The 13,755-nt window shown below is 65.6% G+C and carries 6 protein-coding genes and 1 pseudogene; all 7 read right to left on the reverse strand.

From position 1 onward, the window contains the following. Positions 1-108: pseudogene (locus tag NM961_RS24095) on the reverse strand (DUF1153 domain-containing protein); the annotation flags it as partial. Positions 109-815: 707 nt separating this feature from the next. Beyond that, complete coding sequence (locus NM961_RS24245; protein ID WP_369334887.1) at positions 816-1,109, reverse strand: DUF3027 domain-containing protein; 294 nt, start codon at positions 1,107-1,109, stop codon at positions 816-818. After that, positions 1,106-1,474: a DUF5615 family PIN-like protein gene (locus NM961_RS03455; protein ID WP_255912162.1), complete on the reverse strand. Its 369-nt coding sequence runs from the start codon at positions 1,472-1,474 to the stop codon at positions 1,106-1,108. The genes NM961_RS24245 and NM961_RS03455 overlap by 4 nt, the downstream gene beginning before the upstream one ends. Before the next feature lie 169 nt (positions 1,475-1,643). Then, positions 1,644-8,255, reverse strand: a complete 6,612-nt coding sequence (locus NM961_RS03460; RefSeq protein WP_255911325.1) for a SpvB/TcaC N-terminal domain-containing protein — start codon at positions 8,253-8,255, stop codon at positions 1,644-1,646. A 583-nt stretch (positions 8,256-8,838) separates the two neighbouring features. Further along, positions 8,839-10,743 (reverse strand): DNA repair helicase YoaA, encoded by a 1,905-nt coding sequence (yoaA, locus tag NM961_RS03465; RefSeq protein ID WP_255911327.1) that lies wholly within the window; start codon positions 10,741-10,743, stop codon positions 8,839-8,841. A gap of 5 nt (positions 10,744-10,748) precedes the next feature. Then, complete coding sequence (locus tag NM961_RS03470; protein WP_255911329.1) at positions 10,749-11,279, reverse strand: tetratricopeptide repeat protein; 531 nt, start codon at positions 11,277-11,279, stop codon at positions 10,749-10,751. Between the two features lie 38 nt (positions 11,280-11,317). Further along, entirely contained in the window at positions 11,318-13,612 is a 2,295-nt protein-coding gene (mrcB, locus tag NM961_RS03475) for a penicillin-binding protein 1B (RefSeq protein WP_255911331.1), read from the reverse strand. Positions 13,613-13,755: the final 143 nt, after the last annotated feature.

Genomic DNA, 13,755 nt, shown 5'->3' on the forward strand with positions numbered 1-13,755 from the left:
CCGGCTCGCCTCCGCCACTGTCGTCTTTCCCTGGATGATCTCCAGCACCAGCGCTGACTTGCGCCGCGCCGTCCAACGCTTGATGTCTTCTTCCATCACTGCACTCATGGGGTGTCTCCTTGGTTAAGGTTACACCTGAGCAGGTTTTCACTGGGTCAGTACATCGGTACATACCAGTGCCAGCGAGCGCATTGATCATGCGCACGACGGATTGCCGCCAACCGCCTCCCTGCGCCCCGTTGCTGGAACGCTGCCAGTCTCCTATCTATCAGCACAGCTGACTATCTGCAAATCCCTGACTGGACTGGTAGAGCGCTGACGCCAGGCAAGCGTGGCAGGATCACCGAAGGAGCTCCCGCGGTCCTGTCTGTGATCGACAGGGATGCCGAACGGTGGGCTATGCGTGTTCGCGGCCACAGTGGCGGCTGGGCTCGCGCAGCAGGTTGTGCTCAGGATTTGATCCACCTCGCCGCGCGCATCGGCCAGCGCTGGCTGCAAGGTATTCGGCTGGCCTGGCTGCTGAATTAGGCCGCCACGACTCCTGCAAGAATCGTGGCGGCGGTAGCACAACACGACCGGGGCGTGGGGCGGCGTAGAAATTGCGATCTCTCCGCCAAACCCCACTGACCGAAAGACAGCCCGTCGTTCATAACCGCCATTCGTCACAGACGAGGAAGCAGCTTGCTTGGAACTGATATTCGTGGGTGTCCCAATTTACCCCCCTTGGAACTGATATTCGTGAGTGCCCCAATTTACCCCGTGTCCCAATTTACCCCCCAATTTACCCGCATCGATCGCGCCGCAGCTCGATGAACCTAGGGCCTGTCGACAATAGTTCCATCAATAGAATCCTCTGCGGTTGTTTCAAAATGGTCGCAGCCATCATGTGCAAATCTCGCAATGCCGTCTGAGGCGGAATTTTCGTTAGAACAAACACCCCAGTCTCCAGAAAACTTTCCAATTATTGGAACCCAATAGCGGCAACCCTCACATTGATTCCAGACCCACTCATCAGGTTTATCTGGTCGGCGGAGATCGCGGTTTGTCTTCTCTATCCAGCGAACATGGCATCGATTCACATGATTCTTACTTTCATAAAGGAAAATCATTTCAACCCTTCCTCCAATATTCGAGCGACTGCTTCGGGACTTCTAATGCGATGATCGACCACTATCGCTTTCTCGAAAAAACCGCCATCGATCTGACGCCCCTTATCTCTGGTAAGCACTTTTGCGTCAATTGATCTTGCAAGATCCAGTATCTCTGGATCTTGGAGACCACCTCTTCCATATATCTCTTCTACCGAACGAACGTTGTAGCCCCTGGCACGAAGGGCTCCAGCCATACCTGCAGCGGAGAGGTTTTCGTCAAGTATTATCGGCCGACCTTTCGCCAAAAATCCTGCCTTGTACTTCAGCGCTGCTTTAGTAGCCAAAATAACTCGGAGCTCCCATACCCCCTTCAGGGCACGCAAGGGGGCCGCTGCGTAATTGATCGGATTGCTCGCCTCTTTTACTGTTGTGACCGCTACCGCATCGACAGCGTTAGTGCCGGTTTCAATATTGACCTGTACTTCCTTGATTTTTTCCTGCTGATCACTCCGCTCCTTACAAGCTTCAGGAACTATTGCACATACTTCCGGATCAATTCCTTTTGGAGAATTTTGTGCAACTTGCGTTCCATCTGATATATCTAACGTAATAGCGCCTATTTCTACAGAGGAGTTGATTTGCTTCTTCCGTGCTTTTTGCTTTTCTTCCCATCCATTCCACATTCCTTGCGGTGCGCCGCCGAACGAAACAGACGACCTGAATCGCCCAACTGGCCCAGCAAGGAACTCCTGATTTGCATTGCTTTGGCACACGGGATTGCCCATGCACGAAACCGAGCTGATGGCAAACCCCGTCGGATCCGTCCCCGCCAACGGATCGTTCATGATGTAGCTGTACGGGTTCAGACTCTGGCTGTTGGTCGGAAACTGCACCAACGGATCCACACTTAGAAACCGCCCCAACCTGGTAGTCATACAACCGCCCCTTCATATGAATCAGCCGCACGTCGTCGGCGTGTTCGTGCTGGGTGAAGCCGCGGATGCTGCCCGGCAGATTGAGCGTGCCGTTGGGCTTGTTGGTGAGGTCGCCGTTGCGGACCTGGCCGAAGGCGTCGTAGGCGCGGGTCTGGGTGGTGGTGTCGACGGTGGCGATGGTCGAGCCCAGGCGGTCGGTGAGAACGGCAGTGACGGTGTCGATACCGTTCTGGCGTTCAACGATGACCGGGCCGAGTTCGTGGCGTACCACGGCACCCGTGCTTTCGTAGCCTTCACGGTCGAAGTAAGTAACACCCCGGCTGGAGAGGGCGTAGTAGCGGAAGCCGTCGGTCGAGTAGGCCCACTGCGTGGTGCCGCTCGCGCTGGGACGGGCGCTGTAGACCGGACGATTGTCAGCGGCGAAGCGCAGGCTCAGTGTGTTGCCGCCGACGACATTGCCGTTACGGTCGCAGGTGTAGGTGTCCAGGCCGCTGCCAGGCAAAGCGACGTTGGTCGCGGCGTGGGGTCCGCAGTTGCCATTGCCCAGGTCTACACCAAGGCCATAGGTGTAGGCATTGGCCACATCCGCGCTGTAGTCGGTCTTGCGCTCCAGATTGCCGTTGGGCGCGTAGCGGTAGTCGACGATGCCGCCGCTGGTACGGCTGCTGCGGACCAGGCGCTGGCGTACATCGTAGGCATACGTTTCGGCGTTGCCGGCGCGCAGCTGGCTCTTGAGGTTGGCGAAGCTGTCGTAGGTATAGTCGACTTGATCCAGCGGCACTCCACCCTTGGTCCAGCGCCGCTGCGTGGGCTGGCCGGTCGCCAGATCCGTGGCGTAGGTGCCGCTGATGCCGTTGGCGAGGTTTTCGCCGCTGACCTGGCCCCAGGCGTTGTGAGCGGTCGCGGCCCAGTACACGAAACCGTTGACGGCGTTGCTCAGTTTGCTGGGCTGGCCGTAGGCGGTGTACTCGGTCTTGACTGCCAGACCGCTGGCATAGACACGGGTCAGCGGACGCCCGGTCACCGGGTCATAGCTCTGTGTGCGGGAGAACGCCGTCGTGCTGCCTTCGTTGATCGACGTGGCGGTGTCGATGACCCGCGCGGCGGAGTCGTAGGTATAGGTTTCGCGCCAGACCCGGGTATTGGTTTCCGGCGCAGCGACATTGGCGCCGCGGCGGCGGGTGACGCGGTAGAGCGCACCCAGCGCATTGGCCGGATCGTATTCCCATTCGTCATGGAACGCATTGGCGTCCATGCCCGCAGGCACCACCGTTGGCGGCACCGTGGTCTGCTGTTTCACTCGGCCCAGCACATCCCTCACGGTGACCCGGGTAACCGCCCCACGGCTGTCGGTCTGCTTGAGCAGCTCGCCCAGGGCGTTGCTCTCGAACTGCCAGTAGCCCTGGTCCGGATCCTTGCTGGTCAGGCGATGACCCAGCGCGTTGTAGGTGGCCGTGATCAGGCCGGTGTCGTCTTTGATGGCAGCGACCTGGCCCTGGGCATCGGTCCAGTAGTCGACAATCAAGCCAGCGGCATCCTTGGTCTGCATCAGCGCGCCGCGCGCGTCGTTGCTGCGTTCGACCTGCAGGCACAGCTTTGCCGTGGCGGGCAGCGCGGGCTGGGCCGGGCAATTGCCGCCGCTCGGCATCACAGTGCTGCCGCGCACCATGACCTTGGTCTTGCGGCCGGTATAGGTGTAGCTGCTGACCACGTTGCCGTTGGTCACGTCCAGGCTGCTGCCCGGCGCGGTCTTCTGGGTCAGGCGGCCAACGCGGTCGTATTGCAGGCTGGTGTAGTTGACCGGCTGAGTCTTGAAGAACGGCGTGCTCTGGCTGGCCACCTTGCCCTGCAGGTCGTAGGTGGTGAGGGTCAGGCTGAAATCGCCGGCGAAGCTGCCGCTGGCCTGCTTGACGCTGCGGCCGAGCACGTCGGTCCAGTCGATGGTCGTCGGATATCCGGCGCGGACAGTGGTCTGGCGCAGCACGGCCACGGCCGGCGTGAAGTCTTCGGCGGCGGCACCGCCCCCGCAGACGCCGGCGGTACAGCGGGTCAGCGCCATCTGCATCGGCGAGGCAAAAACAGCGCCGGTGCTGTCGACGTAGTCGACACGGGTGGCACGGCCGAAGGCATCGTAGGTGGTGGTGGTCCGGATGTTGTTGGGATCTTTCGCCTCCCGCACCTGGCCGTCGCGCGGCAAGGTCTTGGTGGTGCTGACCTGGCTCAGCGCGTTCGACGTATCAAGCACAAAGTAGCCATCGGCTGCCGGGTTCTCGCCATCCCTGGAATAGGTGTAGTTGACCGTGCGCACCCGGCTGGGGTCGGCCGCCGGCAGGTCCGGCAGGGTGACCACGACCTGGCTGGGCAGGCCGCCGCTGGTATAGCTGTAGCTGGTGGTTGACTGCTGGCCTGCCACACCGGACTGGATGCTGCGCGACAGCAGAGTGCGATCGGCATTCCAGCTCGTATCCGCAATCACAGTCTGCGCCGGCGCACTGGCGCCGCTGGGCAGGCTGTGGGTGCCGGCATAACTGATCTGGCGCGTGACGCTGCTGCTGTTCAGGCGGTCGGTCCACCACTGGGCGATGTTGGCCGACGCAAGATCGTAGACATTGACCGTGCGCGTGCTGTGCTCGGTCAGGAAACTGTCGGCACCGTCGTCGGCCTGGATCACCAGTTGCTCGACCAGATTGCCGTAGTTGTCCCAGCCGGAAACGCCGCCGGCGACGCTGCCGGCATTGACGGTCAGGGTATGGTGGCTGAGGACGCCGCTGTCGGGCTCGTACGCATTGACGCGCTGCTGGTCCAGGAACGGGGCGACCAGGCCGGTGGGCGTCGCCAGGCTGTCGCCGAGCAGGCAGTCGCCGCGGTTGCTGCGGCCGCATTTCCAGGTATTGAGTTCCTCGGAGATGCGCTGGGTGGTATTGGGCACCGTAACCACGACCGATTCGACGCGGCCGGTCAGCGGGAACTTCTGTTGGAACGTGGTGGTGGTGCGGACCTGCTTGGTCGCCTGGTTGAATGCACTGTCCGAGACGATGGCGCGGAAGCCCTGGAAACCGCGGCCGAAATGGTTGTACATCGCTTCGCGATAACCATAGACCGCGCTGCGCCAGCCCGACATATCCGGCTTGCCGCCGCTGTCGCGCAGCCCGGAATGCTGCGCAAAGCCGGTAACGACCGGCATAGTGCTCGCGAAGTAGTAATGCCGCGAATCGGCGTAGCCGTGGTCCGACGGCACGCTGTAGAGCGGAATCTGGTTCTGCACGGCCGGAAAGGCCATGGCGACAAGGTTCCAGGCCGCGATATCGCCCATGCCGTCGGTCGCATTGCGCAGCACGTCGGGCAGCACGGGCGACGCGGCGGCGGTGGCGGCGGCGACCGGTGCCTCGGGGCCCAGGTCCAGCGGGACATCAGTGTTGCGGCCTTCGCCGTTGCTGGACAGATACACGCCGCGATTTTCGTTGACCGCGGCTTCGAGCACCGAGATGTACGAACCGCCGCTCAGGATCGCGTTGAAATCGCTGACGGGGCGGCCGTTGGGCAGGTGAGTGGGGCCGTAGCTGTTGCCGTAGGTCGCGGATTCACCGATCACGAGGCAGCCGGGCTGGTTCGCACCGTTATGCGTGATCTGCTTGAACTGGCAGCCCAGCTCCGTGACCAGATCGGACAGGCCATCGCCGAACACGTCGTCGGCCGCGGACTGTTGCAGCTTGGTCACCATGGCCGTGGGCAGGTTCTGGACGGTGAAGCTGCTCGGGCCGGTCTGTACGAACTTGAGCTGGTCGACGTAGTAGGCGCTCTGGTCGTTGCCGCTGAAGTCCAGGGTCGAACTGTCGTACATCGCGAACACGGGCACCGTGGTGCCGCCCGGCAACTTCCAGACCGCCGGGTAGCCCGGTGTGTTCACTCCGTTGGCGGGCATGTTCAGCGTGCCGGAACCGGGATCCTGCGGGCAGGCATAGGCCAGGCACTGGCCAGCCTCGACGTCGCGCGTGGAATCCGGGCACTCGCCTGACGGCAGCTGCCCGACCAGGGCGGCCACGCACATCTTCATGGCAAAGCCCTGGTAGTCGCCGGTGACGGCGAGCAGGTCGGTCTTGCCGTCGTTGTCGACGTCCATGGCGGGCAGGCGGTCGGCGTAGCGGAAACGCGCGCCGGCAGCGGTGGTGTGGATCTTGAGTCCGGCGTTGGATGCCGTGGTGATCAGCGCCCCCAGGCTGCCGCCCTTGTTGAGGCGCAGCTGCCAGTTGCCGCCGGGCTTGGCGAACACGAAATCGTCCAGCCCGTCGCCGTTGATGTCCTGCCACTGGGCCACATAGCCCTTGGCGCGGTCGCATTCGTCGGTGGACAGGGCCGGGCTACCCAGACTGCTGCAGCTGATGCTCTGCGGCGTACCAACGCCTTGGCCCAGCAGGATGCGGCTGAAGGTCTTGTTGTTGCCGGTGCCATTGTTGCTGATGAAGAAGTCGGGCAAGCCGTCGCCGTTGAAATCGGCGATGCGCTCGATGCGTTCGTCCAGCGTCACGTTGGTGGAGGTCGTCGCACTGCGGCTCAGGCAGAACAGCGGCGTGGCGCTGCTGGTGAAGCTGGCCGTGGTGGAGCTGGTGGAAAGCCGCCCCGTCATCGCGTTGGTATGGATGAAAACACCGGTCTTGGTGCCCAGCACATCGCTGCCGCAGCTGGCCGCCGGAGCGGTGGTGATCAGGTCCAGCTTGCCGTCGCCGCCGACATCGGCGGTAAACAGCGAACCGGCCGTGACGGACGCCGGCGAAGCCACCGTCGTCGGCACGAAATGGAAAGCATTGGCCGTGACCGCGGCACCGCGGCCCAGGGTCCAGATGCCCAGGGAAACGACCTGCGGCGCGCCGATGGCGGGAAGGCTCAGCACTTCGGCGCGGCCATCGCCGTCCATGTCGGCATAGCGCTCCGGCAGTACGCTCAGCTTGCCGGTGAAATTGACCGCGGCGCGCACGCTGCGGTCGGCGGCCAGCTGGACCAGATAGACGTCCGCAGTGCTGCCGCTGCCCTGGGGAACGGCCAGGACGGTTTCGCGCGCCCCGTCGCCGTCGAGATCGCCGACGACGCGGAGCTGGCGCGAGCCCGCAACGCCGCCGCCCGCCGGCAGACCAGTGCTGGCACCCGGCAGGTTGGCAGCTGTCAGCGAAGACAGGACGACGTTGGGCGTACCGTCATTCCAGCCGAACACCGTCTTCGGATGGCAGACCATGCTCAGCGTCGTGCCCGTGGTATTGCGGTTCGCGCACTCGGTCAGTTCCTTCAGCAGCAGGCGGTCGCTGAAGGTGCCGCTGACATAAGCCGGTGTCAGCGTGCGCACGGTGGTGTCGCCGATCTTGGTCGTGATCTTGCTCAGTTTCTGCGTCTGCTCGGTCAGGCCGCCGTCCAGATAGCTGGAGCCAATGTCGATGCGGGCGCTGTAGTCGATCACCACCTTGCGATCGCCGGCCTGCGCGCCCAGGCCGGTGTAGAGCACCTGCTTGAGCAGGTTCTCGCCCGCACCATAGACGGTGTACTCGTAGCGCATATTGTTGCCGACGCGGTCCTCGACCTTCTCCAGCAGCCAGCTCAGCGTGGCGGCTGCGCCGCTGGGCTGGACGCGGGCCGAGGTTGCACTGGTACAGGTCGTCGGCGCTGCCGGATCGGTGCCGCTGGCCACGGCGCCGTAGTGCAGAATTCGGCCGGATTTTTCCTCGACGCGGAAACAGGCGCTGTTGCCGGCCAGATTGCCGCCGACCTGGATCACACGGACGAAGCTGTCGATCTCGGTGCGGTAATGCGTGCCCGCGGCGCCGTAGGTGCCGGGGTTGCTGCCGCCCGGTGCGGTGACGGCGATGAGGCGCTGGCCGTCCAGGCAGAGCCGGTCGTTGTTGTCATAGCTCACGCCGCGGGTTTCGCCGTCCTGCTCCGGCGTGCGTGGGCAACGGTGCAGGCTGCTGGTGCCGGTCAGGGTCCAGCCCACACCGGCGATGCTGTTGCCGTTGCGGCTGCTGTAGGCCAGGCCCAGCGCCGGCTGCATGCCGGCGCGTCCCGGCGGCACCGCCAGCGGCACCGAATAGATCGCGGCGCCGCCGTCGACGCCGGCTTCGCCAGCCAGGGTGCCGGCCGGTTCGTCATGCGCCGGCAGATCGGCCGCCGCAACCTGTTCCGGGTCGGCCTGGGGCAGGTTGGGAACTTCGGCGCTTTCCTGGCCGGTTTCGGGATCGACCGGCAATTCCGACGCCGGTAATGGGGAGAGAACTGTGCCGAGCGTCAGTAAGAAACTGGCGCAGCCGACAGCAAGCCGCGTTGTACGCATGCGGGATTCCTTTCGCAGATGAATGGGAAGCGGAACGGGAGCCGCGGACGGCACGCAGTGGAATACACACAAATCTGCGGTGCCGATGCTTGCGCGCAGTGACCTGCGCGCGCCCCTGTGAGGTTGAATCTGTGGCGAAAATCTGTGGTGACTGCAGCCTATGAGCAACAGGCTTTTTCCTGGCATGCAACCGTTGCGGGAGTTGCGAAAAATCTCCGGAAATTTCAGCGAATGAACTACGGTGACGGGAAAAACAGCGGCGAATTGTCCGCGGCTGCGGACACGGCCAGTCTGACCTGGCGGTGTTGCAAGGGTTGAGATCCGTCATCTGACGACTGCCCCGTCCTGCCTCAACACTGCGCAGTGACGGAGAGATCGCGCCGCGGGCGCCGGGCAGGCGCGGCGAGCTGCCGGCAGAGTTGCGGCAGTTCCTGTCCTAGTGCAGGTTTCCGCAGCGGCGTTGAACCGCTGCGGCTTTTCCCGCAATCAGCAGCAGTTCCTAGCCGAAGAAATCCTGCACATCGCCCAGTTCCCGCGTCAGCGGCATGGGCGGCAGGCTTTTCAGGAACAGCTTGCCGTAGGGGCGCGAAGTCAGGCGCGGATCGCACAGCACCAGCACGCCGCGGTCGTTGACGTCGCGGATCAGGCGCCCGGCGCCCTGCTTGAGCGCGATCACGGCGGTGGGAATCTGCCACTGCACGAAGGGATTGCCGCCGGCTTCGCGCATAGCGGCCAGGCGCGCTTCCAGCACCGGATCGTCCGGTGCGGCGAAGGGCAGCTTGTCGATGATTACGCAGGACAGCGCCTCGCCGACCACGTCCACGCCTTCCCAGAAGCTGGCCGCGCCCAGCAGCACGCCGTTGCCGGAGGCGCGGAACGCATTCAGCAGCTGGTGGCGCGGGCCGGTGCCCTGCACGAACAGCGGATACGGCAGCGCGGCCAGGCGTTCGGCGGCGCGGCGCAGCGCGCGGTGCGAGGTGAACAGCAGAAAGGCGCGGCCGCGCGAAGCGGCCAGCACCGGCAGGGCTGCATCGACGACGCGGTCGGTATAGTCCTGAGTATTCGGATCGGGCAATCCGCGCGGCAGGTAGGTCAGGGCCTGGCGGGCGTAGTCGAAGGGGCTGGGCAGGCTCAGCGTGACTGGATCGTCCAGGCCGAGCTGGCGCGCGAAATGGTTGAAATCGCCGGCGACCGACAACGTAGCCGAGGTCAGGATCCAGGCCGCCCGGCTCTGCTGGCGCAGGCTGCGCAGCGGCGGCGCCAGATCCAGCGGCGTGGCGTGCAGCGAAAAGCCCTGGCTGCTCAGTTCGTACCAGTGGATCCAGTCGCGCGCACCGCCGTCGAGTACCTGGTCCAGGCGCTCGACCAAGCCCTGGGCGCGCTCGTGCAGCGCGCCCAGGCCGCGCGAGCGCTCCGCCTGGCTGGCCAGCACCGCTTCCAGCGCCTGCAGCGCCTGTTGCAGTTCACGCAATTCGGCCAGGGCGAAACGATCTTCCTCGATGGCGGTGAAGGCGCCGCGCGCGGGCAGCTTGTCCAGCGCGAGACGGGTGCGGCGTATGGCCGACGCCGTCGCCGCGATCGGCTCGCGCAGCAGGGCGAAGGAACCGGTGACCGAGCCGCATTCGGCTTCGGCATCGCTGCCCAGTTCCTGCAGCTGGCGGGTGGAGAAGCTGACCGAGAAGAACTGGCCGGCCAGCTCGGGAATCTGGTGCGCCTCGTCGAGGATGAAGGCGTGGGCGCCGGGCAGGATCTCGCCGAAGCCCTCCTGCTTGATCGACAGATCGGCGAACAGCAGGTGATGGTTGACTACGACGAGGTCGGCCTCCTGCGCCGCCCGGCGCGCCTTGACCACAAAGCAGTCGTTGAACATGGGGCAGTCCGCGCCCAGACAGTTCTCCGTCGTCGAGGTCACCCGCGGCCACAGCGGCGAATCCTCGGGCACGGCGGCAATCTCGTTGCGGTCGCCGCTGCTGCTGCGCTGGGACCAGGCGCGCAGTTCCTGCAGCTGGGCCACCTGCTCGCGCGAGGCCAGGCGGCCATCGCGGTGGGTCTGGTCCAGCCGGTACAGGCAGACGTAGTTGGCGCGGCCCTTGAGCAGGGCCGCCTTGAGCCGCGCGCCGGTAACCTGGCGCACGCGCGGCAGGTCGCGGTGGAACAGCTGGTCCTGCAGGGTCTTGGTGCCGGTGGAGACGATGACGCGCTTGCCCGACAGCACTGCCGGCACCAGGTAGGCGAAGGTCTTGCCGGTGCCGGTGCCGGCCTCGGCGATCAGGATATGCCGCTCGTCCATGGCCTCGGCCACGGCCGCGGCCATCTGCTGCTGCGCCGCGCGCGGGGCGAAACCCGGCACCTCGCGCGCAAATACGCCGTCGGCGCCCAGCAGTTCGGCTACATCGTGGGCCACCCGGATTACAGCCTCTGGCGCGGCGGCACCTTGCAGGCGGCCAGCTGGGTGCGCGCGCTGGCAGCGCTGGCTTCGTCCTTGGCCACGGTGCGCGCCTCGACCACGGTCTGCCAGTTGCGTGCACACAGGCCGCCGAGCTTGGGACCGAGTTCAAATGATTTGCGCGCCAGGGTCTCGGCCTCGCCGAAGCGGCGCAGGCCGACCAGCAGTTCGGCCTTGAGCTGGAGCAGGTCCGGCGCATCCGGCGCCAGCTTGAGGGCGCGGTCGACCGCGGCCACGGCGTCCTCGAACTTGTCCGCGTTTTCCAGCTCGCCGGCCTGCTTGAGGAAGCCGTCCACCGCCGGATCGCGCAGCGGCGCCACTTCCACCGCGGAACCGGCGCTGCGGCCGGCGGCGCGGATGGTTTCCACCAGGCTGCGGTCGGCGCGCGTGGCCTTGCCCACGGTGCCGCCGCTGCTGGAGCCGCCGCAGGCGCCCAGCAGCACCAGTGCCGCCGCCAAGCCCATCCAATTCACTGCCGTGGTCGTGCGCTTCATATTCCCTCTCTCGCCGAATTTCTTTCCCTGCGCCAGCATTATTGCTGTTCGCCGCCGAACCATTCCCGCAACCGTTCCATTGTGCAACCTTGCTCGTCCTGCGGCAGATAGCCGGCGACGAAGGGCAGCTGCCGCGCGCCCGGGCAGTCGGCCGGACTGCGCTGGCCGGATTCCGGATTGATCCAGGCCAGCTCCAGCCCGTGCGACAGATCCAGGTCCAGCGGCCGCGTCGGCAGATTGTCGAACAATCCCATCCAGATGCGCAGGGCGCCGGTGGCGCCGACCAGGCCGGTGGGCTTGTTGTCGTCGCGGCCAACCCAGACCACGGCCAGGTGATCGCCGGTGAAGCCGGCATACCAGCTGTCGCGCGAATCGTCGCTGGTGCCGGTCTTGCCGGCGGAATTCAGCCCCGCCAGCGGACTGGCGCCGACCGCGCGCGCGGTGCCGCGCAGGTTGACCTGCTGCATGGCGTAGGTGACCAGGCGCGAGGCCTCGACATAATCGCCGGCGCCGGGCTTGGTGGTGTAGCGGCGCAACGGGCGGCCGTCGCGGTCGAGCACGCCGCGCACGGCGATCACCGGCAGCGCGTGGCCGTCGGCGGCGAAATACTGGTAGAGCTGGGCCACTTCCAGCGGCGACAGGTCCAGCGCGCCCAGCAGCAGCGACGGATTCGGATTGATCTCGCGGCCGAAGCCGAAGGATTCCACCAGGGCGCGCACCCGATCCACGCCGACCAGCATGCCCAGGCGCACCGTGGACAGGTTCCAGGAATTCACCAGCACATCGACCAGGGCGACGCGGCCATGGGCGGTCTTGTCCGCGTTCTGCGGCATCCAGTTCTTGCCGTTGGGCTGGGGCAGGCTGACCGGCGCATCCTCGACAATGCTGGCCAGCGAGTAGCGCTGCGGCTGGGCCAGGGCGACCAGGAACACGAACGGCTTGACCAGGGAACCGATGGGCCGGCGCGCCTGCAGCGCGCGGTTGAAGCCGGGCTGGTCGGGCGCGCGGTCGCCGATCACCGCCTGCACTTCGCCGTCGCGGGCACCGGTGACGACCAGGGCGGCCTGGGTGTCCTCCTGTTTCTTGCCCATAGCCTTGAGACTGTCCTGCAGCGCCTGCTCGGCGGCGAGCTGGGTGGACGGCGCCAGCGTGGTGAGCACGCTCAGGCCGGCGCCGCGCAGCGCGTCGTCGTCGTAGTCGCGCTTGAGCTGCGCACGCACCAGGTCAAGGAATGCCGGAAAGCGGTTGCGCGGCAGGCCGGGCGTCTCGGCAATGCCCAGCGGGCTGGCCTTGCCGCGGGCCAGCTCGTCCTCGTCGATCAGGCCCGTGTCGAAGAACTGCTGCAGCACCAGGTTGCGGCGGCCCAGCGCGCGCTCGGGATTGCGGCGCGGATCGTAGTAGCTGGCGCCCTGCACCAGGCCGACCAGCAAAGCCACGTCCGGTGCACGCAAGGTGTTCAGTTCGCGGCCGAAATAGAACTCGCTGGCCGCGGCGAAGCCATGCACGGCCTGGCCGCCCTGCTGGCCCAGGAAGATCTCGTTGACGTAAGCCTCAAGGATGCGCTGCTTGTCGTAGCGCGCCTCGATTAGCAGCGCCAGCAGCGCTTCATTGCCCTTGCGCAGGAAATTCTGGCCGCGGTCCAGGAACAGGTTCTTGACCAGCTGCTGGGTCAGGGTGGAACCGCCCTGCACCACGTGGCCGGCGCTGAGGTTGGCCCAGGTCGCGCGCAGGATGGCGATGGCGTCCACGCCGCGGTGATGCTTGAAGTTGCGGTCTTCCACCGCCTGCAGGCCGGAGACCAGCAGCGGCGGCATCTGGCCCAGCTTGGCCACGCGGCGCTCTTCCTGCTCGGCGCCGTACAGGGTGGCTATGCGCGCCGGATCCAGGCGCAGGCGCTGCAGCGGCTTGCCGCTTTCGATGTCCTTGATGCTGAACACGCGCGAGCGCTGCAGCACGACTTCGATGCGGCGCGCCTGCTCCATGCCGTCGAGCGAGGCGAAGGCGCGGCGCGAGATGATGAAACGGTCGCCGTCGCGCATGAAGCTGCCGGGCGCGCGCGCGCCGGTGACTTCGTCGTAGCGCGCGGCTTCCAGCTCGGCGCGCAGGGTGGGCACATCCAGCGGCAGGCCGGGAGCGATCTCCAGCGCGCGGGCGTAAATGCGCGTCGGCGTCTCCCAGGAAAGGTCGTCGAAACGCTGGCGCACCTGGGCATCCAGGTACAGCGTATACGGCACCAGGAAGGCGATGCAGAAACCGAGGGCGAACCAGAACGGAGCGCGCAGCCAGCGCCAGACCAGACGCGCCAGCTCGGCGCAGCGAGCGATGAAGGACAAAGGAAAGAACGCCAGGGACCGATGGGGCCAACCGCCGGCGGCCTGCGCTGCCTGCGGCACCAAGACTGCTGCCGCGGCGGCAGGGACCGGCGCGGCGCGCGCAGTGTACCCGATGCGTCGCCGCGGCGGCCTCGCCCGTCCTG

Source organism: Tahibacter harae, assembly GCF_024437735.1.
In the GTDB taxonomy this organism is placed as follows: Bacteria; Pseudomonadota; Gammaproteobacteria; order Xanthomonadales; family Rhodanobacteraceae; genus Tahibacter; species Tahibacter harae.